This is a genomic window from Pandoraea sp. LA3, assembly GCF_022696215.1.
GTDB lineage: Bacteria > Pseudomonadota > Gammaproteobacteria > Burkholderiales > Burkholderiaceae > Pandoraea > Pandoraea capi.
Genome location: NZ_PTPY01000038.1, coordinates 313,388 through 338,374, shown reverse-complemented (window position 1 = coordinate 338,374; position 24,987 = coordinate 313,388). Strand labels below are relative to the sequence as shown.

Sequence of the window (24,987 nt, the reverse complement as noted above, 5' to 3'; positions counted from 1 at the left end):
CCGGACAGGCGCTGTGCAGCCGCTTACAGCGCGATGTCCGGCACCTTCTTCACGACGCCCGGGTTTGCCATCGGGGCGGCCGGCACGACACCGTCGAGGCTCGGCGGCGCGATGGCCAGTTGCAGCGTTTCTGCCGTGTTGGCCCATTCCTGCGCCAGCAGATCGGGGTGCTCGTTGAGCTTCTTGCCGTAGCTCGGCACGATCTCCCGAATCTTCTGTTGCCATGCCGGTGTTTTCATTTGCTCAGGGAACACGCGTTCGAGCAACGACAGCATGATGGCCGGCGACGTCGAACCTCCCGGCGAGGCGCCCAGCAGCGCGGACACGGAACGGTCGCCCGACACCACGACTTCGGTACCGAGCTTGAGCACGCCGCCCTTCTCCGGATCGTTCTTGATGATCTGCACGCGCTGGCCGGCTTCCCACAGACGCCAGTCTTCGTCCTTCGCTTCCGGCATGTAGTGACGCAACGCCGCCATCTTTTCCTCGCGCGACAGCGCCAGCTGTTGTGCCAGATACTTCACCAACGCGAATTCGTGAACGCCAACCTGCAACTGGGGAACGATGTTGGACGGCGTGGCCGCTTTGGCCAGATCGAAGTACGAGCCGTTCTTCAGGAACTTGCTGGACCACGTGGCGAACGGCCCGAAGAGGATGACGCGCTTGCCATCGAGCACGCGCGTATCGAGGTGAGGAACCGACATCGGCGGCGAACCGGTGTCTGCGAGACCATAGACCTTCGCCAGATGGCGCGACGCGATCTCGGGCTTTTCCGTGACGAGGAATTCGCCGCCCACGGGGAAGCCGCCGTACTGCTTTGCTTCAGGAATGCCGGACAGTTGCAGCAGCGGCAGCGCGGCACCGCCCGCACCGATGAACAGGTTGCGCGCATCCACCGTCTGGATCCTGGAGCTGTCGTTCATGTCGAACGCGGAGACGCGCCAGGTGCCGTCTTCGTTGCGCGTGATGGAACGCACTTCGTAGCCGGTCGTCACCTTGACGCCCGCCTTGCCGGTCAGATGCGAGTAGAACTGACGCGTGATTTCGCCGAGGTTCACGTCGGTGCCGAGCGGCGAGCGCGTGGCGGTCACGACTTCGTCGGCCTTGCGCCCTTCCATCATGATCGGAATCCACTCAGCGATCTTCGCCCGATCGGTCGTCATCTCCATACCGGCAAATAGCGGCGACGCCTTCAACGCTTCGACACGCTTGCGGATGAACTCACGGTTTTCTTCGCCGAATACCAGATTCATGTGCGGCGTCGAATTGATGAACTCGCGCGGATTGCCCAGTACGCCCTGGCGCACCTGATGCGACCAGAACTGACGCGAAATCTGGAAATTTTCGTTGATGTTGATGGCCTGGGCGATATGGACGTTGCCCTTGTCGTCCATCGGCGTGTAGTTCAGCTCACAAAGCGCCGAGTGACCGGTGCCGGCGTTGTTCCAGCCGTTCGAGCTTTCTTCCGCGACCTTGTCCAGACGCTCGAAGACTTCACACGTCCAGTTCGGCTCCAGTTCCTTCAGGTAGACGCCGAGCGTTGCGCTCATGATGCCGCCGCCGATGAGCAGCACGTCGACCGTGCGGTCCGCCTTCGCGGCGCGATACTGGCTGCCGAAGAAGTACGAATATCCGCCCCATACGGCGGCGGCGCCGACGGCTGCGGCGAGGAACTTGCGACGGGTGAAAGGCTTGCCGCTGCGACCAGGCGCCGTCTTGTTGTCCGTTTGCGTCATGAGAGTCACCCTCAAAAATAACGTCTGGCGTCGATAGCCCGAACGCGCCCGGCGCTTGCCGGCATCGATTCGGACTGCTCGACGCAATCATGTCTGTGCGTCGGCGAGTCGGGAGCGATACCGGAAGCCGAGCGTTGCGAAAACGCGGATTGTAGCGCAAACCCACAAAAACCTAAGTGAAAACCCTGATATAGAAATGGGGTGGGGGTCACACGTGCGCATTATCGGACGTCCTAACCCGGCGCTCGGGCGTTGTCCCAGGCGGAACGCCAACGCGCTCACGTGCGCATCGGTGAGCGGCGCGGCGAAGTCTTCGCCGGGCATGACATCCCTTCGCGACCGTGGATCATCCCCGCAGATTGATCGGTTACAACGTTGTGTGAAGCGCGGTGCGTCCCCCGTCGGAAACGTCGGGCGCACTGTGCGTGCCGTTGTTGGCACCCATTACGGAGTCACATGATGAAAGTTCAGAGCAGTACAGTCCCTTCGATCACGATCGAGTCCAATTCGAACACGGCCATTCGCGACGCCGAACACGCCCTTGCCAAGATTGCCAGCCAGCCAAATGGCAACGCGTTGCTCAGCGGGCTGAACAACTTCAGCCAGAGCGGCAAGCGGGTCAAGATCTTCGTGGCGCCTCGCGGCGGCAACATGCGCAACGCGACGATGCCGGTCGACGACATCGATTCCCCGGGAGAAGACAACCGAAACGCGATGAAGAACGCGAGCAAGTCGTCGCTGGGATTCAAGGGCAAAGGAGCCAGCGCCATTGTCGAGTGGAATCCGAGCAAGAGCCTTGCGCTCAATGCCGCGGGCGAGCCGGTCGGTCACACGCAAGACACCAGCAAGGCGTATCTGTCCCTCGCGCATGAACTCGTGCACGCCTATCGCATCACCAAGGGCACCTACACGGGCGGCAGCGGGACCGAAGGCTTTCAGCCGGGAACGCGTGCGGCCGAAGAGGAGTTGCGAGCCACGGGCCTGGACAAGTGGGCCGATGAGCCCATCAGTGAGAACGGGATTCGTGCCGAACACGGCGAGCCGCCCCGCAGGGCTTACCCGCTGAGCCGCGATCGCGGCGATCAGGTCGCGGAGTTCGATCCCACGGCGACTTACCGCGGGTAATACGGGCACAAAGGAGCACCGGGGCAGGCCCGGTGCCCGGTTCGATGAGACTCACCCAAGGCCGGCGGTCGGCGGTAACCCATGCCGGCCGCTTGCCTTGCCAGTGGGCGCCGCTATGGCATCCCCCAGTTGTCCATCTGTCGACTAGGATGTAAAAGTCGCGCCATCGATGGTCTTAACCGGACACGCCCATGACTCCTCCCTCCGAACTGAAGGCAGATTCACTGGGCATCGTCGAATCGATCATACGCGGTGACGCTGATCGCTGCGGGATGGCTCACGCTCGTGAGTCTGGTCGTGGTCAAGGGAATCAAGCTCACCAGCTACGTGCAGGTGCTGATGACGGTCGTCGAAGGCATCATCCTGCTGGCGATCATCGTGGCGGGTTTCGTCGTTTTTCCCCATACCCCGCAGCACGCGTTTTCCTGGGAGTGGTTCTCGCCATTCGGATTCACGCCGAAGGTCTTTGCGAGCAGCGCGCTGGTCGCGATTTTCTTCTTCTACGGCTGGGACGTCACCCTGAACCTGAGCGAGGAGACACGCGACGCGAATCGCACGCCGGGACGCGCGGCGTTCTGGTCGATGGTGTTTCTGATGGCGTTCTTCCTGGTCTTCATCACGTTGGCACTGCTCGGCCTGTCCGATGACGAAATTCAGCATTTCAACACCAACATCATTTTTGCGATGGCGGAAAAGCTGTTCGGACCGCTCTGGGGTTATATCGCCATCATTGCGGTGCTGCTGAGCACCGTGGGCACTGTGGAAACGCAGATGCTCCAATTTACGCGGACCCTGTTTGCCAAAAGCCGTGACGGCGCCCTCCATCAACGCTACGCGCGCCTGCATCCGCGCTGGAACACGCCGCACATCGCCATCTTCCTGATCTGGGCCACCGGCCTGGCGCTCCTGCTGGTGTCGTCGTATCTGCCCACCATCAACATGATTCTTCAGGATTCGATTACCGCTATCGGCTTTCAAATCTGCTTCTATCTGGGGTTGACGGGGCTGGCGTGCGGCTGGTTTTACCGCGCAGAACTCGTCCGGGGCCCGTGGCGTGCCGCGACGCACGTGATCTGGCCGGTCGCCAGCGCGCTCTTTCTTTTCTTCATCGCGCTCTCCAGCATTCCCACGTTCGACTGGGTCACCAACGTCGTCGGCATGGGCGGCATCGCCGTGGGAGCCATCCCATTGCTGCTCAATCGCAAACGTCTCTTGCGCGTCTCGCCGGGTTGACGTTCGTGTGGGTGCCGGCGCGTTTGCGTTACCTACTCCGCCGGGTTTGCCTTGCTGGATGAGGTCAATCGGTCCAAAAGCATCCCCACGAACGTTTGCGTCACTGGCGGCAGCGTCCGTCCCCGCTTCTTGATGAGCGCGATGGGGCGCAGGAACGCGTCGTCGGCAATCGGGCGCACCCGTAATTGCGGTTCCGCCCTGACTTCCCGGGCCGATGCGGGCAGGATCGTCACACCAAGGCCTGCGCGGACCATGGCGACGGCCGTCATCATGTAAGTCGGCTCGCAAGCGATGACTGGCGTGGATCCGGCGCCTGCCAACGCGGCATCGACCACCGCCCGCACGCTCGTGCCCGGCGCCGTCAGGACCAGCGGTACCGCCGCCAGATCCGCCAGCGAGACTTGCTTGCGACGCGCCAGCGCATGGCCCGGCGGCAAAACGGCAACCAAACGGTCCGCGCCCGCGTGGAGCACGTCGAACTCCGCGTCGTTCACTTCCCCGCCGGTCAAACCGATATCGACGTCTTCGTTGCGCACGAGTGCTTCGACGACACCGGCCACGGCGTCACGGATGTGAAAGCCCGCGCGCGGTACCGCTGCGTTCATCTGTTGAATCAATTCGGGCAATTCACTGGCGGCGAACGTCGGCAAACAGGCCATGCGGACCACGCCGCTCGAACCATCGCCCAACGCGCGAGCATCGATCAGCACATGCTCCATGTCGTGAAGCGACTTCGCCAGCACGGGCAACAGTTCACGCCCTGTCGGGGTGAGCGCCACGTTTCGGCTGTTGCGATCGAACAAGCGCACCCCGACCGTTTCCTCCAGCCGCCGAATCTGCACGGTCAGCGCCGGCTGCGACAGATGCAATTGCGTGGCGGCCCGCGTGAAGCTGCCGTTCTGTGCCACGGCGATGAACGCCCGAATGTCCCGCAGGTTCAGATCCATTATCGTTTTTGATTGCTGCGATCAAATCATTTCAATTGTCTTATAGACGCCATCAACTTACGCTCCATCGCATCAAAAAACAACATTGGAGACAAGCACATGCTGCCGTTACTGGGGCTGGCTACCATCGTCGTGCTGCTCGGCGCGATTCTGTCAAAACGCATGTCGCCGCTCGTGGCGCTCATCATCGTGCCGATCGTGGCGTCGCTCGTCGGCGGCTTCGGCTTTCAGACGAGCAAGTTCGTGCTCGACGGTCTCAGGAGTCTTGCACCCGTCGTCGGTATGTTCGTCTTCGCCATTCTGTACTTCGGCACGATCACCGACGCCGGCACGCTCGACCCGATCATCGACCGGATTCTCAAGGCGGTGGGCACGCGTCCGACGCGCATCGTGATGGGTACGACGCTGCTCGCGCTGCTGATTCACCTCGACGGCTCCGGCGCGGTCTGCTTTCTCGTGACGATTCCGGCGATGCTCCCGCTCTATGACCGTCTGGGCATGGATCGTCGCGTGCTCGCGGCGGCGGTCTCGATGGCCGCCGGCATCAACTTCCTGCCGTGGACCGGACCGATGATTCGTGCCTCGGCATCGCTGCATCTGCCGGTCTCCAGCCTTTTCAATCCGTTGATTCCGGTGCAGGCCGTCGGGCTGGTCTTCGTCTTCGGCATGGCTTACTGGCTCGGCCGGCGCGAAGAAAAGCGTCTGGGGTTGACTGCCGCAAGCGGCGCGATTCCGATGCCGAAACGCGAACTCTCGCCGGAGGAGCAGGCGCTGCGCCGCCCCGGGCTCTTCTGGTTCAACATCGTGCTCACGCTGATCGTGCTCGGCACGATGGTCGTGATGGGTGAGAAGATTCCGCCCGCGATCATGTTCATGGTCGGGCTGTGCGTCGCATTGCTGGTGAATTACCCGGATGTCGACATGCAGCGAAAGCGCATCGATGCGCACGCCCGTGCCGCGCTGATGATGGCCGGCATTCTGCTCGCTGCCGGGGTCTTCACCGGGGTGATGCAGGGCAGCGGCATGCTCAAGGCGATGGCGCAAGCGGCCGTCGGCTTCGTGCCCCCAGGCATGGCGAGCCACATTCCGGTCGCGCTCGGTCTGGCGTCGATGCCGTTGAGCATGTTGTTCGATCCCGACTCGTTCTATTTCGGCGTGCTGCCCGTCATTGCGGAAGTTGCCGGACAGCTCGGGGTGCCGGCGGTGCACGTCGGTCAGGCCGCGTTGCTCGGCCAGATGACGACCGGCTTCCCGGTCAGCCCGCTCACTCCCGCGACGTTCCTCGTCGTCGGGCTATGCCGCATCGATCTCGCGGACCATCAGAAATTCACGTTCCCGCTGTTGTTCGGCGCGTCCATCGTGATGACGATCGCCTGCGTCGTGCTTGGCGTGTTTCCGCTATGAGCCGGCTTTGCACGACTTGCACGCTCCGCCCTACTCGCTTTATTTCATGGACCTGAACGCATGACAGGCAAGTCACATAAGGCATCGCGACGCACCGTCCGGATCGGTGCCGGCGCCGGCTACTCCGGCGACCGCATCGAGCCGGCCGTCGAACTCGCCGAGCACGGTGCACTCGACTATCTCGTTTTCGAATGCCTCGCCGAGCGCACCATTGCCATCGCACAACAGGCGCGTCGTCAATCGCCGGAACACGGCTACGATCCGCTGCTCGAAGCCCGCATGACCGCGGTATTGCCCGCCGCGATGCGTAACGGCGTGCGCATCATTTCCAACATGGGTGCGGCCAATCCGCTCGCCGCAGCGCGCAAGACCGCGGAGATTGCCCGTCGGCTGGGGCTGGGCGATGTCAGGATTGCCGCCGTGACCGGCGACGATGTCCTCGATGTCGTGCTCGCCACCGATGCAAAGTTCGAGGAGACGGGCGATAGCGTGGCGTCGTATCGCGATCGCATTGTCTCGGCGAATGCCTATCTGGGCGCAAGCGCCATCGTCGATGCGCTGGCCGCCGGCGCACAGATCGTCCTGACGGGCCGCGTGGCCGATCCGTCTCTTTTCGCCGCACCGTTGATCCATGAGTTCGGCTGGCAAATGGACGACTGGAACACGCTCGGTCAGGCGACCGTCGTCGGTCACCTGCTGGAGTGCGCGGGACAAGTCACTGGCGGCTACTTTGCCGATCCGGGCTACAAGGACGTGGCGGGCCTGGCCCGGCTCGGCTTTCCCATCGGCGAAGTCTCGTCCGACGGCTCGGTGGTCATCACGAAAGTCCCGCAGGCCGGCGGACAGGTGACGGTGGCGACGTGCAAGGAACAGTTGCTGTACGAGATTCACGATCCGCAGCGCTATTTCCAGCCGGACGTCGTTGCCGACTTCTCACACGTCAGTGTGAGCGAGGAAGCCCCCGATCGCATCAAGGTCGGCGGTGGACGTGGCGCACCGAGAACGGACACGCTCAAGGTGTCGGTCGGATACGTCGACGGTTTCATCGGCGAGGGACAGATTTCGTACGGCGGCCCCGGCGCAGTGGCACGCGCCCGACTTGCCATCGACATCGTGCGTGAACGTCTGGCGTTGACCGGTGTGGCCACGCGTGAGCTGCGCTGCGATCTGATCGGCATGAACGCGCTGCACGCAGAGACGGCCGGCGCGCGCCATGCCGAGCCCTACGAGGTACGCGTGCGTGTCGCGGGACGAACCTCGTCGGCGCAGGAAGCGCAGCGTATCGGCAACGAAGTCGAGACGTTGTACACCAACGGCCCTGCGGGCGGCGGTGGCGTGACCAGGTCGGTGCGCGAAGTGCTCGCCGTACAGTCGGTTCTGCTGGCACGTGAGCACGCCAATCCGACGTTCACTTTTGTGGAGACGCAAGATGAAGCTGCGTGAACTGGCGCATTCGCGCACCGGCGACAAGGGCAATACGCTCAATGTCTCGCTCATCTGCTTCGACGCCCGGCATTACGCGCATTTGCGTGCCGAGGTGACGCCCGAGCGCGTCAAGGCGTTTCTGAGCGACGTCGTACGCGGCGATGTCGTGCGCTACGAACTGCCGAATCTGGCCGCGTTCAACTTCGTACTGGGCAACGCGCTGGGGGGCGGTGTGACACGCTCTCTCGCACTCGACGCCCACGGGAAATCGCTCAGTTCCGCCTTGATGGATCTCGAGATCGCGGCACCAGAGTGACGGAAGACGGCAACCGTACGTACGGTCGCCGTCCCCTTCGTTCCTGCTCAACCGCGAGCACCATCGGGACGTGGGTCTTCTTACAGGCGCTGAAGTTGCACCGGCGCGCCCGGCTTGCCGTCTACCTGTGGCGCCACGACCAGATAGCGACGCTTGTCGGTCGCGTTCTTCGCGTCTGCCGCTGCCGGCGACACGACCTGACGGATGGCGCCGATCGAGTTCACGATGGCCGAACCTGCCGGGTTCGTCATGAACGACGCGAGTGCCTGCAAGTTACCGCTGCCGTCCGGATTGTCCGAGAGCGCCAGCACGTAAGGCGACTTGGGCGTCAGGCCCGTAACGGACGCTTGCAGCACTTGCACGAGCCCCTGATCGAACAACGTCACGCTGGTCGGCGCAGCGCCCGCGCCGCCGCCAGCCGGTGCCAGCGTCAGATGCGCGGCTTGTCCCGAGACACCGAGCGGTTGCAGATTCTGAAGCCCATCGCCCTCCGGCACGGCGTCAGGCACGTACGCAATGGCTTGCGGCGCCTGCCCGATGGGGATCGTCGCGACGACACGCTGCGACGACGTGTCGATGGCGGCGAGCGCATCGGCGTTCTCGAGTCCGACGTACACACGCGAGCCATCGGCGGACGGCCAGACGCCGTGCGGCAGATTGCCCACGTCCACCGTGGCGATCTGCGAGAAGTCGTCGGTGCGGAATACCTTCACCTGATTGAGGCCACCGACGCTCACGTAAGCCAGCGTGCCGGCGGACGTATGGGCGAAGTTCACGTGATTGGTGATCGGGCCGGTGTCGAGCGTCTTGATGAGTGCGAACGGCGGTCGCGCGTCGAACACCTGCGTGCGACCCACATCCTTGAGCGTGAACCACACTTGCTTGCCGTCAGGCGTGGCCGCGATGTTCGGGCAGAACGGGCTCTCCTGCTTGACCGTGCCCACGATGCGGTGATCCGCTACCGACACGACTTTCGTCTCGGGATTGAACGACGAGCAGATGTAACCGTACTTGCCGTCAGGCGAGAAAATCTGCATGCCCGGGCCGGCCGGCGTGACGATGCGGGTCTTCTCCTCGAAGGTCTTGGCGTCGAGCACGGCGACATAGTTTTCTCCGCGAACGGTCACCCAGACTTCCTTGCCGTCGGGCGTGTAGAACGCCTCATGCGGCGAGCGGCCGACATAGGTCGTGTGCTTGACGGCATTGGTCTGCGTGTCGATGAAGGTGACGGAGTTCGAGCCGATGGACACGACCGCCAGCGTGCGGTGATCGGGCGAGAAGCCCATGCCGTGCACGAGCACCTGACCGCGATAGAGCGGGCTGAAGTTGCCCGGCGACGGATCGCCCAGACGAATCACGCCCAGCAGCTTGTTGTCCACCGGATCGGTCACGGACACCGTGTTCGAGAATTGCTCGGCGGCGTACAGGCGGTCCTTGTGGCTGATGGGGATATCCGGAGCGGCAAGCGCGCCCGGGGCCTGACCGGCGTGCGCCGGCGCCGCCGCGAATGGGGTGACCAGCGCGATGACCGGCGTGGTCAATTGCACGGCCAGTAACGTGGCGCGGGCCATGGCGGACAAGGGTTTGCGAATCATGGGGTCTCCTGAAGACGATTCACGTGGGAATGCGAAAGGTTGGGAAGACGCGGACGTGCGTCGTCCAATGCGTGAGTTATCGAATCTGGGCGAGGCGACGGATCGCGACGATCATTCGCCGTGGTGGTGATGCATCGCAGACATCGCCCCGGCAGGCGGTGGTGTGTCCTGTGCCGACCCTTGCGCGGGCGGCACGGCACCGGTCGGCGCAGGGGCCGAAGGCGGCAGCGGTTGCCCGAGCGCAATGCGCATGGCGATGATTTCCTGTTGCTGTTCGACGATGATTTCCTGCGCAATCCGGCGCAGTTGTTCGTTCTTGCCATAGCGCAGTTCGGCCTGCGCCATGTCGATCGCACCCTGATGATGCGGAATCATCATCGCAACGAAGTCATGGTCGATGTCGCCGCCGGGTTTGACGGTCATGTCGCGCATCATGCGATCCATGGCGACGTCGTTTTCATGAAGGAACGCGGCTTCGTCCGGCGATGGTTTTACCGTCGGTGCGGCATGCGCCTGCGGCGTTAGCGCCAACAAGACTGAGAATGCCAAAGACACGGACACCGACGTCAATGTCAATCGATGACCCCAGGGGTGACGCAAGAATGTGTCGCGAAAACGTGAAACGGATAGCATGGCCGCCCTCCCGATATCTCCCGCACATGCGGGGTGCAAAGGGGTATACACAGCCAAAGGGGGTTCTATTCCGTTTGCGCGGAAGTCTTCACGTCTTTCGGAAATATGAGATATGGGCGGGAATAAACGGCGTCAGGAGGTGTGCTCCCCGTCCGGGGTGCCGGGGATGCGCGTATTCCGTCACCCCCAGCACCGGAGGATCGCCCGCGCGATCCCCTTATCAGCAGATCAGTCGGTCATCCGATCAATACGTCGCGTCGAACGCCTTCTGCACCTTGTCCGATGCGCTGACGCCGTTGCCGATCAGCAGTTGCGTGAGCACCCGTGCTTTTTGCGGATTCAGATCGTAGGAAACGACAAACCCGGTCTTGTCGTCGGAGACCTCGACGTTGCGGTTGACGAAGCCGCTCCCCACCCGCGACGACCGCACCACGACGACGCCCTGCTTCGCCGCCGCCTCCAGCGCGTCGAGCGCGGCTTTCGAGGCGTTACCGTCGCCGACGCCCGCCAGCACGATGCCCTTCGCCTTGTGTCGCACGGCGTCTTCGATCTGCGTGGCGTCCATGTCGGCGTGGGCATAGACGATATCGACGCGCGGCAGACCGCCGACCGGCACGGCCAGCGGGGCTTTACGCGACGCCGGCGTCGGTGAGAGGTACCGGACCGAGGCGGGATCGACGTAGCCCAGCGGGCCGCTGTTGGGATTGCCGAAGGTCTGGACCGAGGTGGTGTTCATCTTCGTCACCCAGCGCGGGCCGTGAATCGTATCGTTCATGACGACGAGCACGCCGCGATTGCCCGACTGCGGGCTGGCCGCGACTTCAACGGCTTCATAAAGGTTGCCGGGGCCGTCGGCGCTGACGGCCGTGCTCGGACGCATCGAGCCGACGAGCACGACGGGCTGACGCGTGGCCAGCACGTTGTCGAGGAAAAATGCCGTCTCCTCCATCGTGTCAGTGCCATGCGTGATCACGATGCCGTCAGCCTCATTGCGCTCGAATGCCTGTTTGATTCGGGCTGCCAACTGGTACCAGACCTTGCTGTTCATGTCCTGCGAGCCGATGTTCGAGATCTGCTCCGCCTTGATGCTCGCCAGCTTGTCCAGCCCGGGCACGCTGGCGGTCAGTTGCTCGCCGGTCACGCCGCCGGCGTTGTAGCCGATGGCCGAGCGTGCGTCGCCTGTGCTGGCGATGGTGCCGCCGGTGGCGAGGACGAGAATGCGGGGTTTGGGCGCGTTGGTATCGGCGGCCGTGGCCGTCAGGGTATAACCACCGGCGCTCAGGGTGAGCGCGGCGAGTGCCATCGTATGCATCAGGACTGCCCGAGGGGTCTTCGACGTCGTCATAGTTCGCTCCAGTTTTGTAGTTTGTCGAACATCGCGCAGACGGCAAGCACGATGCCCGACATATTGACGAATTTGGCGTCGGGAGGAAAGCGCCATGCGCCATGATTGATGACGGGCGCTGAGCGTGGCGTTTGAAGTCACCGTCCTTGCGCGGCGGTGCTATGCTGGAAACGAGTTCGTTCGCATCACTTCACGTCTGATGGAGGGCATCATGACGGAAACCGACGTGCTGGCCATTGAACAGCGGGCGACGGCGCTCGTGCACGCGCAGGTGCTGGGTATGCTGCTCGCTCACATCAACCATCTCGACGGCAGGCCCGACGCGGCCTTCGACCGGTTCCGGCAGGCGGCGATGGACGAAATTCGCCGCGCGCTGATCACGCGCTGCGGTTCGACGGCCCGGGAGCATGACGAGCTCGAATTGCTGTTCGCCGCGCTCTCCCGGGCCTCGGAAGACGTGTTCCGCGTCGCCGACCATCACAACGCGAGATTCTTCCGCCAGTTGCACGATCGCAAAGTCGCGGCGGAGCCGGCGCTGGACTGACGGCGAGGCGATACACTATGCCTCGCCTGCGCCTCGGGCGAAACGTGTCCGCCATGGCGAACCGCCCCGCGACTTCCACCGCCATAACCACCCGCAACGTCGCTCATTCAGGATGAATCCGCATCGTATCGACTTCGCGTCGCTGTCCCTGTTCAGTCTGATCGCGCGCACCGGTAGCATCAGCAAAGGCGCCGCCCTGGCGCATCTCGCGGTCGGCGCCGCCAGCAAGCGGATATCGGATCTGGAGCTCGCTGTCGGCACGCCGTTGCTCGAACGGCATTCCCGAGGCGTCACGCTGACGGTGGCCGGCCAGGCGCTTTACCGCCACGCGCAGCGCATTCTGACCGACGTTGACGTGCTCGCCGCCGAGATGTCGGATTTCACCGCAGGCATCGTCGGCGTCGTGCGTCTGTGGGCCAACACCTCGGCCGTGACACAGTTCCTGCCGCATCAGCTTGCCGCGTTCACCAAAGCCAATCCCGGCATCCGTATCGAACTCGAAGAGAAGAACAGCAACGAGATCGTACTGGCCGTACTCGATGGCCGCGCCGATGTCGGCATCTTCGCCGACCGCACGCCCGCGCTGGGTTTGCAGTGTCTCGACTACTGCAAGGACCATCTGAGCCTCGTCGTGCCCAAGGGGCATCCGTTGGCCGGGCGGCGCAGCGTGCACCTCGCCGAAGTCCTGGACTACGACTTCGTCAGTCTTTCGGAAGGGACATCGCTGGCCGATCGGCTTCAGACGGAAACCGAGGCGCTCGGGCGCCGCCTGAAGCTCCGCATCCGCGTGCGCAGCTTCGACGCCATGTGCCAGATGGTGGCGGCAGACATGGGGATTGCCGTGCTGCCCGCCGACGCCGTACGCGCCCTGGCGCGCTCCCTGAACCTGCGTCAGATCGCACTTGCCGACGACTGGGCGCAGCGTCGTTTGCTGATCGGCCTGCGTGACGTGAACGCCGTACCGCGGCACGTCCGCGCGCTCATCGAGCACCTTCGCACGACTCAGGACGCCTGAACGGCGTCCGAACCACGCGCCCCTCCTTCGGCCGCTGCTTTCGCGATTCGCGAAAGCTCGGTTCTCGTCTTTGCGCTTCTGCGGCCACCGGCCTGCAACCAGAATACCCGTACGCGTCATACAGAGCGCCGCTACAGCGATGCCGCACGGGTTTGCCGACCATCGGGGCCGGGCCACCCGCTGCCATCCTCAATATCAGGAGACAGTCATGGCTCATCCCGAGTCGATCCCCGTTACGTCATCACATCCGTCCGTCGACACCGAGATATCGCACATCGTGCGCAAGATCGCGTGGCGCATCATGCCGCTGATCATGGTGTGCTACCTGTTTGCCTTCTTCGACCGCATCAACATCAGTTTCGCGAAGTTCTCGCTACAGGCCAGTCTCGGCCTGAGCGATACGGCTTACGGCCTCGGCGCCGGGCTGTTCGTGGTCGGCTACGTGCTCTTCGAGGTGCCGAGCAACCTCATGCTCTACAAGGTCGGCGCCAGACGCTGGATCGCCCGCATCATGGTGTCGTGGGGCATTGCGACGGCGTTAATGGCATGCGTGCAGACGGAATGGCAGTTCTATTTCCTGCGCTTTCTGATCGGTGCGATGGAAGCGGGTTTTGCCCCGGGTGTGCTGTATTACCTGACGCTCTGGTTCCCTGCTGCCTACCGGGGCCGCATGACGTCCCTGCTCTTTCTGGCGTCCGCGTTTGCCGGTCTGCTGGGCGCACCGGCCTCCGGGCTGGTGCTCTCGCATCTGGACGGCGTACTTGGAATGCCCGGCTGGCACTGGCTCTTCCTCGTGGGCGGCGTGCCTTGCGTGCTGCTGGGCTTCGTCGTCTTCAAGTCGCTCAGCGACCGGATCGAGGACGCCCGCTGGCTCAAACCCGAGGAGCGGACCGTTCTGCTGGCCAACATCACGCGCCAGAACCGCGATATCGGCGGGCACTCGTTGCTCGATGCCATCAAGACGCCCGGCTTTCTCATGCTCGGCCTGATCTATTTCCTGATTCAGGTCTGCTCGTACGGGCTCAACTTCTGGGCGCCGCACATCATTCGCGCCTCGGGCATCAGCAATGCCACGACCATCGGCTTTCTGACCGCCGTACCTTACTTGTGCGGCGCGATCGCCATGGTCGTGGTCGGTCAGGTGTCGGACCGTTCCGGCGAGCGTCGCTGGTTCGTCGTCGGTCTCATGCTGCTCGCCTCGCTCGGCTTCTTCAGCGCCGGTATTTTCGACAAGCAGACGCACATTCTCGTCGCGGCGCTGGCGCTGATCGGCGCGGGTGTCGTGGCGGCCATTCCGGCGTTCTGGGCGCTGCCGCCCAAGCTCGTGACAGGCGCGGGTGCCGCCGCCGGGATCGCGCTGATCAACACGCTCGGGCAACTGGGCGGCATCGTGAGCCCGGTCGCCGTCGGGTGGATCAAGGATACGACCGGCAGCACGACGCCTGCGCTGTATCTGATCGGGTGCCTCGGGCTGATTTGCGCGGCGATTCTGAGTTTCGCGATGCCCGCAAAGCTCAAGGCGCGCGATTAGGCCGGCGGATTAGGCCGATCAGGCCGACCACATGCGGGGACGCCCCGCATGGATTTTCAAGAGATCAAGCAGGAACACAAGCATGAACACCAACGCAAAGGAAAAGCCCGACATCGCATTGCGCGGCATCCGCGTGATCGAAATGGGCCAGCTCATCGCCGGGCCGTTCGCGGGCAAGACCCTCGGTGAGTTCGGGGCCGACGTCATCAAGATCGAGCCGCCGGGCGTGGGCGATCCGCTGCGTAACTGGCGCATGCTCAAGGACGGCACGTCCGTCTGGTGGCAGGTGCAGTCGCGCAACAAGCGTTCGGTCGCGCTCGATCTGCGCAGCCCCGAGGGGCAAGACATCGCACGTCAACTGATCGCGAGCGCCGACGTGCTGATCGAGAACTTTCGTCCCGGCACGCTGGAAAGCTGGGGCATGGGCTGGGAAGTCCTGTCCGAACTCAACCCGGGACTGGTGATGTTGCGCATCTCGGGCTATGGGCAGACCGGACCGTATCGCGATCTGCCGGGCTTCGGCGCGATCGGGGAAGCCATGGGCGGCCTGCGTCATCTGACAGGAGAGCCGGGCCGCGTGCCGGTGCGCTGCGGCATCTCGATCGGCGACACGCTGGCAGCCCTGCACGGCACCATCGGCATTCTCACCGCGCTTTATCACCGCAAGGTGAACGGCGGCAAGGGACAGGTGATCGACGTCGCCCTGAACGAGGCGGTATTGAACGTCATGGAGAGCCTGATCCCGGAATACAGCGCGTTCGGCGCCGTGCGAGAGGCTGCGGGCAGCGCCCTGCCGGGCATTTCCCCGTCCAACGCCTACCGATGCAGCGATGGCTACGTGCTGATCGCCGGCAACGGCGACAGTATTTTCAAGCGCCTCATGTCGGTCATCGGTCGCGACGATCTTGCGGCCGACCCGACGCTGGCCAACAACACCGGGCGCACCGCACGCGTTCTCGAACTGGACGACGCCATCGGCGCGTGGACCGCGTCGAAATCGGTGACCGAGGTGCTGACCCTGCTGGGCGATGCCCGCGTGCCCGCAGGCAAGGTCTATACGGTGAAGGATATTGTCGAGGACCCGCACTTCCGCGCCCGGGACATGATTCTTTCGCAAACCACGCGTGATGGCTACGAGGTCGAGGTGCCCGGCGTCGTGCCGAAGTTGATGGGGACACCGGGGACGGTGCGCACCTCGGCGCCGCGTCTTGGCGAGGACACTGACAACGTATTGCGGCAACTGGGCCTTTCGGCGCAGGACGTCCACGCCTTGCGCGACAAAGGAGTGATTGCATGACGAACGTATGGCATGGCGGCGGACGCCGCATCCGCATGAACGAAGTGGGAACGCGCGACGGCTTTCAGGCGGAGACGGTCTTCGTCCCCACGCAAGAGAAGATCGCCATGGTGAATGCCTTGTCGCATTCCGGCGTCGCGAAGATCGAAGTGACCGCGTTCGTGTCGCCGAAGATGATCCCGTCGTTGCGCGACGCCGAGGCCGTGATGCAAGGCATCGAGCGCGTGCCGGGCATCGTCTACAGCGCGTTGGTGCCCAATCTGCGCGGGGCCGAGCGTGCTATCGCGTGCGGTGTCGACGAACTGAACCTGGTGATGTCCGCCAGCGAGAGCCACAACCGCGCCAATCTCCGTATGGGACGCGAGCAATCGTTCGACGCGCTTCGCGATGTGGCGAGCGCTGCGCGTCAGGCGGGGAAGTCGGCCAACGTGTCGCTGTCGTGCACCTTCGGTTGCCCCATCGAGGGCGATGTGCCGGAGCATGAGGTATTCGATCTGTGCGAGCGTTTCGCTGCGCGAATGGGCGCGGATGGCATCACGCTGTGCGACACGACCGGCATGGCGTATCCGAGCCAGGTCGTTGCGCTGGTGCGTGGTTTCCGTGAGCGGTGGCCGGACATCGGCCTGACGCTGCACTTTCACAACACGCGAGGCATGGGGCTGGCGAACGTGCTGGCGGCCATCGACGCCGGTGCAGACAACTTCGATGCGTCGCTGGGCGGCATCGGCGGCTGCCCTTATGCGCCCGGCGCGACCGGCAACGTGTGCACCGAGGAAGTCGTGCACTCGCTTGCGCTGATGGGCTACGACACGGGTGTCGATCTTGCCCGTCTGATCGATGCGTCGAATCGCTTGCCGGCATTGATCGGACACGATACGCCGAGCCAGATTGTGAAGGCGGGATGCCGGCTGGATCTTCATCCGTTGGCGGCGTGATTCTGGATGTGCTGCGGTGCTTCCAGGTAGTCGGGGGCTTACGCTCCGTTGAAGTACCGCAGCAGCGCCCAAAGCTGACGTCCCCAGGCGACGTCGACGCCGTCGAAGATATGCTCTTGGAGTTGTGCGTCGGGATGATCTCCCTGCGCCGGGACCCCGGCCTGTACGAACTGGGTGTTCAGGTCTGCGCTGATGACAGCAGCTTCCGCTGGCGCCAGCCCGTTTTGCGTCAGCCTGAGCAATGCCGCTGCACGGTGATCTCTGAATTGCAGGAACTCGTGACTGAACGTTCCCTGCCCTCTCGCCCACAGAATGCCCGGCCCGTAGTGCTGAACCATTTGCGGGACGGTCATTGTCGCGAGCGGCGGAGGAGCAATGACCGGTCTGGCACCTCCCCCGCCTGCGGGCTCACTGCGCGACGCGCTCACGGTCGCACGGGTCCCGCCTGTGCCCACAGCCCCGGTAACTGGTGTCGTCACGGACGACGTCGTCGGCGATGTAGCCGACGACTCTGTCGACGGCGCCCTGGGTCGCTGCACGCGGTTTCGGTCCATGTCGCGCGCGGCCTCCATGATCGGACGCAGGGGTTCGGATCTTCCTCGAAGCGCCTCGTTCACCGCACTCACCAAAGTGCCGGTTCGATGTTCCACCAGTACGCGAAGCTGACCTGATACGGTGTCGCGCAGCGGCGGTTGTAGCTTCTCCGCCACGGCCCGATACCCCCGATCGCCCGCCCCCTGAACGCTTGGAAACTGTCCGTCGTTTCGAATTTGCTGGACGGCTTCGGCCAGCGGCGCATACGGATGGGCTTCGCTATCTCCCACCGTCACGCTACCCTCGGCCGACGCGCCACGCGGCGCGCGCAACGTCGGGTCGGCGGCCAGAATCGATTCAATGGGCGATTTGACCGTAGAGCCGGCCCGATTGCGGCCGACGGTGGTGGCATCGAGCGGGCTGCCCGACCCATTGGTGAGGGCCGCCAGTTGATCCAGCAACTGTTGTCGGTCGGTTGCCCCTCGCCCTTGGCGGAACAGTAGGTTCTGCTGATCGTGATTGAGGGTGCCGAACGCAGCGAGTTCGATGGAGATCGTCGCGTGCTGTGCCAAATTGGAAGTGGAGGAGATCGAGAAATTTCTCTGATCCGGTGCGCCTTCGGTCAACTGCGCGGCATGCTCGCGCAGCAATGCGGTTGGACGCCACTGCCCCACTGCAACCGGCGAGGCTGCGGTGAGCATCGAGGTTGGAAAACGGCTGATGGCCCGACGAATCTGCGCGGACAGACTAGTGCTTAGCCAGGAGAACCGCAATGGCGGCGTGCGGAACTCGACCTGAGCCGTGCATCCCCCGGCGTCGGGCGTTCGAATATCATCGAGAAGCACTTCGAGTATCACCGCCCGGCGCGGCTCTCCGCCCCGGATTGCCGGTGGTACCGTGCCGACGAACTCTGCCAGTGTTCGATTGAGCACCTGCCCGAGCGTCGGTCTGGCCGATTCAGGGAAGTGGTACGTCCGTCCTAACTCGATTTCGAAACCGACACGCGTGAGCGATTCGGGGCGTATCTGGGTGCGCAAGTCGGGGCGGGCCCGTTCCGAGGCCGTAACGGCGGTGCTCCCGGCTGGCAGGCGTTCGCCTTCGGATACCGGTTGTACGGCACTTGGCGGCTGCACGTCACGCGGTCGTTCGACGCGATCGTGGATGTCTGATCCAGTGCCGCCCGTACCACTCTGCCCGCTCTGTCCGACATCCGGCACGGCGCCCTGTGACGTCTGCGACGTCGATATGGGGCGATCGGCATCACGCCCCCCATCGCCGGGCAGTTCGGTTCGGGCTTCGGACCGCGATTCCAATGTCGGTTCCGGCGGAAGCGACGTGCCGACGTCGTCGGGCGGTTCGGTCCGCGAACCGGACGGCGCTTCAGATCGTGTCTCAGATCCGGCGGCGGAGCGCCCTTCGGACGATTCGCCGGAGCGCGGACCGGAGCTCGAACCGGAACCCGCATCGGCGTCCGGCCCAAGTGTTGGCAATATGGCGTCCACGACGGCGCGCGCGTTGGCATAACGTCGTGAGGGGCCGTCTCGTAGCCATGCTCGAAAAGTGGCGACGATGCGCGCTGCACGTTGCGGACCGTACGCGCGCGCGATCGCCTCAACCTCGGCAATCATTGGCGTTCGCGCAGGCAGCGCCCGTGTGGATGCCCCAATGAACACCACGCGCTGGACGACATCTCCGGCGTTGGAGGACGAAGGGGCCTGGGCCGTTGTGCGCTGCGCTGGCGATGTCACGACGCGCTGGAGACGTTGAAATTGCGTGGCCCGATCGCCGTTGTGTGCCAGATACCGGAGTTGCGTATGCGACGCTGCGGCGGGCCGGTGGTCCTCAATGCGCGCCGGGGCGCGAGAAGGCACCGAAGACGTGCCCTGCCCCGCGCGCTGTGGTGTCTTTTTCGAAGCATGATCGTGCATCGCGATTCACCTTGCCGTGACCCGTGCTGAAGCCGGGGTTGCCGGGGCTGTTAGTTGGCCTGACTGACGAATGTGGCGTAAATGCGTCTCAAGATGTGCGCCAAACGGGGCGTAACAGCGGTGGGGAGCGGTGCCAATGACTAGTCTTTGTACTTGGCGATGAAAACGTCGAGCAGATGCTGCATTTTCACCCGCCATACGGCTTCACCCAGTTCCGGTGTCGATTTTTCTGACACCTCGGGCGAGTTCGCCGCGCCGCCTTCGATCTCTTTGAAATCAGCATCAGCACTTGCCGAACCAAGATCGAAAAGTGTCACGACCTCCACGCCATGTCTCAGTCGAGGCCCTGACACGCGGCTCGGCGCCAGTCCGTTATCGATCGCCTGAATGTTCTTGTACTCCTCCAGCGACATCAGAATATTCTGCATCGTCTTGATGCCCGCGGTCGTGCGCTCCCGCGTCAGGATGTACGAGGGGTGATCTTTGATTCCATGCCATTCGGTCACGATCCTGAGCCAGGCGAACCGACACGCCGTCAGGTAGTTTCTATCCAGTCCCGCTGCGACTTTGATTTTGAGTCCTCTGGCCAGCGCCACCGCGCTCTCCAGCGTCGGACTGAAGCTGGACTTGGCACTATCGATGTCGGATGACGGCACATCCAGGCCGGCTTTGATGTGACCGAACTCATGCATCACGATCTCATTGATGTCGAGCGCAACATCCGATGCCTGGTGCTTTTCGGCCGCTGCGACCGGGATCCCGGCCGCGGTCAGAACGGCGTCATACAGCCGGTACGACGTGTTGGCGTCGTTCTCTGCGCACACAGAAAGAAATAACGTATCCGTCATCCGGCCGCCCCGTTCACTCAACATTTTCACGAGATATCCGTACAGATGACCGGCAATGACCTTCGCGTAAGTCAAGTTGGAAGCAAACCAGTCCGGCAGTGTTTTGGTATCCGAGATCATGACGGCCATCTGGATGGCCTCATAGTCCTTGACGTCTTCCGCCTCCGCGACCTGGAACGCCGGATCCGATGCCCCCTGGCTCAGTAAATGAATGATGGCAGCCTCGATCTCCGCCTGCTTCGATTTGGCGAGTACCACCGGTAAGACTTGCTGTCGATTGCCTTTGGGCGCGGCGGCTTTTGCCCAACGGGGGACCGTTGGCGCATGGCCCAAGTCTCCTTTGAGTTCGACCTCCCCAAAGGCGCCATCGTCGATGTCGGCCTCATACTTCGTCGTAGCGCTCGCGTCGATCTTCTTATCGGCCTCGTGCTGCATCTTGCCGATAACGCCGCCCTGTGCATCGATTCTTCCGTCCGTGAAGACGGCATCCCAGACCGCGTTACCGGCGCCGTTGAGTTGCGCTTCGTCGGCATCGAAGCCACTCGTCTTGCCGTTGACCGACTTGAATCCCTTCGCCTGAAGCGTATCGCCAATGTTTGCGCCCGGTGTCGACGTGACGATCGGACTCCCCTCGTCGATCCGTTCCCCGCCCAGCGCCGCCGCCCGTTCGCCCATCGCATCGGCCTCGGCCTCCAGTGCCGGATCGTCATTGATGGCAGCACCCGCATTCATGCGGGCGGTCGGCTGCACACGCCCCTGCCGCTGCTGCACCACATGCCACGCCTCATGCGCGAGATGCTGTTCCTGTCCGGGGCCGAGATGGATATCGTTGCCTTGCGCATACGCGTGCGCCTGCAATTGGGCTGGGTGCGGAGAGTTGTAATGCACTCGCACGTCGTCGAGCGAGTGGCCCGATAGCGTCTCGATGCCGGACAGCAGGTTAGCGGGTAATCCGGATTGCGCCGTGTGGGAGGAAGACGTCCGATGCGCTGCCGCATCTGGCACGTCAGCGTGCGGAGCGGTATGGCGATCCGCCATTTTCTGAATCGCGAGATGGGTTGCAGCGACAGGACGATTGTCGACGAATGCGATCCCACGCCCTTTCGCTGCGTGCGCGGAAGTGGCACGCAGCGAAAGCGGTTCATTGGTGTCCGGCCTTACCCCGTGCGTCTGATATTTCAAGATCATCACCCGTGTCGGTCAGAGAGCGAAATGCTGCACTGCGGGAATGCACTTGCGTTGTTATCGACGGGATTCTATCAGTCAAACCGGACCGCACTTTCAGGACTGTTCGTACTTCTCCACAAACGCTTCCGCGCTCAGTGCGCGAAAATCGGCCAGCGCGGCATCCAGTTGCGCCGGATTCCAGTCCCACCACGCAATGGCCTGCATGCGCTCGGCGGTGCGCTCCCCCATGCGGAATCGCAGAACGCGGCCCGGCACGCCGACCACGATCGCATAAGGCGGCACATCCTTCGTGACGACCGCACCTGAGCCGATGGCCGCGCCCGTGCCGATGTTCACACCCGGCATGACGATCGCGTTATGTCCGATCCATACGTCGGGGCCAATCGTGATGGCATCCTGCGCGCGCCAGTCGAAAATCTCCGCATCGTCGTCGAGCGACATGCCGTAGGACCGGGAGCGATACGTGAAGTGATGCAACGTGGCGCGCCACATCGGGTGATTCGACGGGTTGATGCGAACCCCCGTCGCAATGTTGACGAACTTGCCGATCTGCGCGTGTGCAATCTGGTTCGTCCCCATCGCGTAACCGTAGTCACCGATGGACGACGCACGTACCGATGAATTCGGCCCCAGATACGTGAAGCGTCCGAAGTCGCTATCGCGTACGAGCGACGTCGGATCGATCTCGGGCGTCTCGCTCAGCACGCGAGCGCGCGTCCACGGATCGACCCCTTCCCCACAATTGATACGCTGCATACTGCCCTACCCTCAGTGCACCAGACTGCGCAGGTACGCCGAAGCGCGTTCCGCACAAGCCACCAGAACAAACGTGACGATCAGCAGGTACGACACCGTCTGATAATCGAAGAGATTCATGGCCGTGAGCAACTGGAAGCCGATGCCGCCAGCGCCGACGAACCCGAGCACCAGCGATGAACGCAGGTTCTCGTCGAAGCGAAACAGACCGATACCGAGCAGCGACGGCAGCACCCCCGGAATGACGGCGTGCGTGAGCACGGCCAGACGTCCCGCGCCGGTGAGCGTCAGCGCTTCGACCGGACCCATGTCCATGTCTTCGATCACTTCGGCGAACAGGCGTCCGAGCATCCCGATGGAGTGCACGGCCAGCGCCAGCGCGCCGGGAAACGGTCCCAGACCGACGGCGGTGACGAACAGCAGCGCCCACACCAGATCCGGCACGGCGCGCGTCACACCGATGACGGCACGGGCGCCGTAGTACAGCGGCAGTGCCGGCGTCACGTTTTTCGCCGCCAGAATCGCCAGCGGGAACGCCAGCACGATGCCGAAGATCGTGCCGAAAATCGCCAGATCGATGGTTTCGAGCACCGGACGCAGGTTCGGAATGAACTGCGCGAAGTCCGGTGGCATGGCGCGCGAGATGATATCGGCCATGCCGTGCGCGCCGGTAATCAGATCCTGCGGGCGGGCCTGCACCACGATCCAGGCCTGCACGAACACCGCCACGGCAATCAGCAAGCCGACGACGGTCAGCACCTGCCGCATTCCCGACGGCATATCCCCGGGGCCACGACCGCCCCGCATTTCAAGCACAGTGCTCATGACGCCTCGGTGACATAAAGATTGGCGATCTGTCGCGCGGAGACTTCGCTCGCGGGCTGATCGAATTCCATCACGCCGCGACGCAGACCGACCATGCGATCGGCATAGCGCATGGCGAGATCCGGCTGATGCAGCACGACGATGACGGCCAGCCCGTCTTCGGTCGCCAGACGCCGCAGCAGGCGCATGACTTCGTCAGCGGCTTCCGGATCGAGGCTTGCGACCGGTTCGTCGGCCAGCAGCACGTGCGGTTCCTGCGCGAGCGCGCGCGCCACGGCAACGCGTTGCGCCTGACCGCCCGAGAGCGTGCCTGCACGTTGGTGCTGAAGATGCAGCAGGCCCACTTCGTCGAGATAGGCACGTGCCGGTTCCACGGCTTCGCGCGGCACACGCCCGAAGGCCGTCGCCAGCGTGCGATGACGCCCGAGTGCGCCACAGCACACGTTGGCAATCACGCTGCGTCGTTTGACCAGATTGGCATTCTGCGAAATGAGGGCAAGCGGCAGACGGGCTTCGCGCAACGGCTCGCCCGAGAGCTTGACGAGATCGCGCCCGGCCAGATTGACGCTGCCGGTGGTCGGGCGATTGATACCGACCACGCACTTCATGAAGGTCGACTTGCCGGAGCCGTTGCTGCCGAGCACCACGACCATCTCGCCGGCTTCGACCGACAGATTGAAATTGCGCAACGCGGTGTGACCGTTCGCGTAGCACATCGTCAGATCCTGGACGGCGAGCTTCACGCCAGGGGCAAGCTTCGTACGACGGAAGGCCCCTGCCGTGGTGGCCCCGGCGGCCGCGAATGCGTCAGCCGGGGTCAATGCCAAACCGTCCGTCACGTTGGACAAGGTGTTCACAGTTTGGACAGATCGATATGAAGGGTGGAGACGAGGTCGCGAATCTGGTTGTAGGCAGCGTCGGTCTGCGGCACGGTCTTGAGTGCCGGCGTGGCGTTGGCGGCCATGAACTTCTGATCGGCTTCCGGCAGTTCCTTCAGGTCGAGATTCGAAAGAATCTTCGCAAGACGCGTCTTGAACTCGGCCGGCAGATCGCCGCGCACGGCCATCGGGTCGACCGGAATCGGGTCCGACTTCCACAGCGTCACGTAAGCCTTGTCGTCATACTCGCCATGCAGACGCGCGCTCGAAATTTCTTCGCTGTTCAGCTCGCCGGCTTCCACCTTGTGATTACGCAGCGCTTCGAACGAGGCCGTGTGGCTGCCCGCGTAGATCGCCTTGACGCCCTTGTCCGGATCGATGCCGTTCTTGCGCAGGCCGTAGGCCGGGAACAGGTGGCCGGAGGTCGAGGCCGGATCGGCGTACGCGAACGACTTGCCAGCGGTGTCGGCGAGCGTTTTGACGCTCGATCCCGGCCACGTCACGATCGACGCGTAGTAGTTCTGCGGCGAGCCGTTTTCGTTGGCGAACGTGGCAACGGCTTCGGCGTGGGCGACCTGATGGGCAAGCACGTAGCCGAGCGGGCCGAACTGCGCGAATTCGAGCTTGTTGTTACGCATCGCTTCGATCTCGGCGTTGTAGCTCGTGGCGATGTACAGCTCGACCTTGCAGCCGAGCTTGTCGCCGATCAGCTTGGCGAGATCCGTGTAGACCGGCAGCATGCGCGCCGACGATTCGTACGGCTCGACGCCGAAGCGCACGACACCGTTGTTCGGGCACTCGCCTGCGGCGTGGGCTGCGCCGCTGGCGACGGCAGCGAAGAAGGCGACAGCGGCGAAGCGTTTGATGGCTTTCATGAATTCCCTCTGGGTTGTACTACGGGCCTGCGAAAACATTGCTGCGGATTCTAGAAATCGGATATGACAGAACC

20 protein-coding genes and 1 pseudogene are annotated in these 24,987 nt (G+C 63.5%); 10 read left to right on the top strand and 11 right to left on the bottom strand.

Annotated features, from left to right (window positions below):
• Positions 1-23 precede the first annotated feature (23 nt).
• Entirely contained in the window at positions 24-1,736 is a 1,713-nt protein-coding gene (gene mqo / locus C5N93_RS24040; protein ID WP_242561206.1) for a malate dehydrogenase (quinone), read from the bottom strand.
• A gap of 459 nt (positions 1,737-2,195) precedes the next feature.
• Between mqo and xopG the strand changes: the two genes are divergently transcribed.
• Positions 2,196-2,861, top strand: coding sequence for a XopG/HopH/AvrPtoH family type III secretion system effector (gene xopG / locus C5N93_RS24035; protein WP_242561205.1), 666 nt, complete (start codon positions 2,196-2,198; stop codon positions 2,859-2,861).
• Between the two features lie 252 nt (positions 2,862-3,113).
• Positions 3,114-4,094, top strand: a pseudogene (locus C5N93_RS24030) (APC family permease); the annotation flags it as partial.
• A gap of 32 nt (positions 4,095-4,126) precedes the next feature.
• Here C5N93_RS24030 and C5N93_RS24025 read toward each other — a convergent pair.
• On the bottom strand, positions 4,127-5,041 hold the full coding sequence (locus tag C5N93_RS24025) for a LysR family transcriptional regulator (protein ID WP_242561203.1): 915 nt from the start codon (positions 5,039-5,041) through the stop codon (positions 4,127-4,129).
• Positions 5,042-5,140: 99 nt separating this feature from the next.
• Here C5N93_RS24025 and C5N93_RS24020 point away from each other — a divergent pair, with 99 nt between their 5' ends.
• From C5N93_RS24020 to C5N93_RS24010, 3 genes are read left to right on the top strand one after another with little or no spacing between them, the layout of a single operon-like run.
• A complete protein-coding gene (locus C5N93_RS24020) occupies positions 5,141-6,445 on the top strand; it encodes a citrate:proton symporter (RefSeq protein ID WP_242561202.1) in 1,305 nt (434 codons plus the stop codon).
• A gap of 60 nt (positions 6,446-6,505) precedes the next feature.
• Positions 6,506-7,888, top strand: coding sequence for an acyclic terpene utilization AtuA family protein (locus tag C5N93_RS24015; RefSeq protein ID WP_242561201.1), 1,383 nt, complete (start codon positions 6,506-6,508; stop codon positions 7,886-7,888).
• Positions 7,875-8,186: a hypothetical protein gene (locus C5N93_RS24010; protein WP_150720187.1), complete on the top strand. Its 312-nt coding sequence runs from the start codon at positions 7,875-7,877 to the stop codon at positions 8,184-8,186. Before C5N93_RS24015 ends, C5N93_RS24010 begins: the two co-directional genes overlap by 14 nt.
• Before the next feature lie 80 nt (positions 8,187-8,266).
• Here C5N93_RS24010 and C5N93_RS24005 read toward each other — a convergent pair whose 3' ends face one another.
• From C5N93_RS24005 to C5N93_RS23995, 3 genes are all read right to left on the bottom strand, one after another.
• Complete coding sequence (locus C5N93_RS24005) at positions 8,267-9,757, bottom strand: YncE family protein (protein WP_242561401.1); 1,491 nt, start codon at positions 9,755-9,757, stop codon at positions 8,267-8,269.
• A gap of 135 nt (positions 9,758-9,892) precedes the next feature.
• Entirely contained in the window at positions 9,893-10,414 is a 522-nt protein-coding gene (locus tag C5N93_RS24000; RefSeq protein WP_150720188.1) for a DUF305 domain-containing protein, read from the bottom strand.
• Positions 10,415-10,658: 244 nt separating this feature from the next.
• A complete protein-coding gene (locus tag C5N93_RS23995; RefSeq protein WP_242561200.1) occupies positions 10,659-11,759 on the bottom strand; it encodes an asparaginase in 1,101 nt (366 codons plus the stop codon).
• A 211-nt stretch (positions 11,760-11,970) separates the two neighbouring features.
• On the opposite strand from C5N93_RS23995, the gene C5N93_RS23990 reads away from it, so the two are divergent.
• From C5N93_RS23990 to C5N93_RS23970, 5 genes are all read left to right on the top strand, one after another.
• Positions 11,971-12,303: a hypothetical protein gene (locus C5N93_RS23990; RefSeq protein ID WP_242561199.1), complete on the top strand. Its 333-nt coding sequence runs from the start codon at positions 11,971-11,973 to the stop codon at positions 12,301-12,303.
• 112 nt (positions 12,304-12,415) lie between these two features.
• Positions 12,416-13,318 (top strand): LysR substrate-binding domain-containing protein, encoded by a 903-nt coding sequence (locus tag C5N93_RS23985; RefSeq protein ID WP_242561198.1) that lies wholly within the window; start codon positions 12,416-12,418, stop codon positions 13,316-13,318.
• A 208-nt stretch (positions 13,319-13,526) separates the two neighbouring features.
• The gene (locus C5N93_RS23980) at positions 13,527-14,849 is read left to right on the top strand and encodes an MFS transporter (protein ID WP_242561197.1); all 1,323 of its coding nucleotides are present in this window, start codon (positions 13,527-13,529) and stop codon (positions 14,847-14,849) included.
• Positions 14,850-14,931: 82 nt separating this feature from the next.
• Entirely contained in the window at positions 14,932-16,146 is a 1,215-nt protein-coding gene (locus tag C5N93_RS23975) for a CoA transferase (RefSeq protein WP_242561196.1), read from the top strand.
• On the top strand, positions 16,143-17,081 hold the full coding sequence (locus C5N93_RS23970) for a hydroxymethylglutaryl-CoA lyase (protein ID WP_242561195.1): 939 nt from the start codon (positions 16,143-16,145) through the stop codon (positions 17,079-17,081). The genes C5N93_RS23975 and C5N93_RS23970 overlap by 4 nt, the downstream gene beginning before the upstream one ends.
• A gap of 38 nt (positions 17,082-17,119) precedes the next feature.
• Here the strand turns inward: C5N93_RS23970 and C5N93_RS23965 are convergent, their stop codons facing one another.
• From C5N93_RS23965 to C5N93_RS23940, 6 genes are all read right to left on the bottom strand, one after another.
• Complete coding sequence (locus tag C5N93_RS23965) at positions 17,120-19,543, bottom strand: hypothetical protein (protein WP_242561194.1); 2,424 nt, start codon at positions 19,541-19,543, stop codon at positions 17,120-17,122.
• A gap of 140 nt (positions 19,544-19,683) precedes the next feature.
• Positions 19,684-21,573 (bottom strand): DUF4157 domain-containing protein, encoded by a 1,890-nt coding sequence (locus C5N93_RS23960; RefSeq protein WP_242561193.1) that lies wholly within the window; start codon positions 21,571-21,573, stop codon positions 19,684-19,686.
• Positions 21,574-21,672: 99 nt separating this feature from the next.
• Complete coding sequence (locus C5N93_RS23955; RefSeq protein ID WP_242561192.1) at positions 21,673-22,335, bottom strand: DapH/DapD/GlmU-related protein; 663 nt, start codon at positions 22,333-22,335, stop codon at positions 21,673-21,675.
• A 12-nt stretch (positions 22,336-22,347) separates the two neighbouring features.
• Positions 22,348-23,160 carry a phosphonate ABC transporter, permease protein PhnE gene (gene phnE / locus C5N93_RS23950; RefSeq protein WP_069342873.1) on the bottom strand — a complete coding sequence of 271 codons (813 nt, stop codon included), beginning with the start codon at positions 23,158-23,160 and terminating at the stop codon, positions 22,348-22,350.
• Positions 23,157-24,017, bottom strand: a complete 861-nt coding sequence (locus tag C5N93_RS23945; protein ID WP_242561191.1) for a phosphonate ABC transporter ATP-binding protein — start codon at positions 24,015-24,017, stop codon at positions 23,157-23,159. The genes phnE and C5N93_RS23945 overlap by 4 nt, the downstream gene beginning before the upstream one ends.
• Positions 24,014-24,913, bottom strand: a complete 900-nt coding sequence (locus C5N93_RS23940) for a phosphate/phosphite/phosphonate ABC transporter substrate-binding protein (protein ID WP_069342874.1) — start codon at positions 24,911-24,913, stop codon at positions 24,014-24,016. The genes C5N93_RS23945 and C5N93_RS23940 overlap by 4 nt, the downstream gene beginning before the upstream one ends.
• Positions 24,914-24,987: the final 74 nt, after the last annotated feature.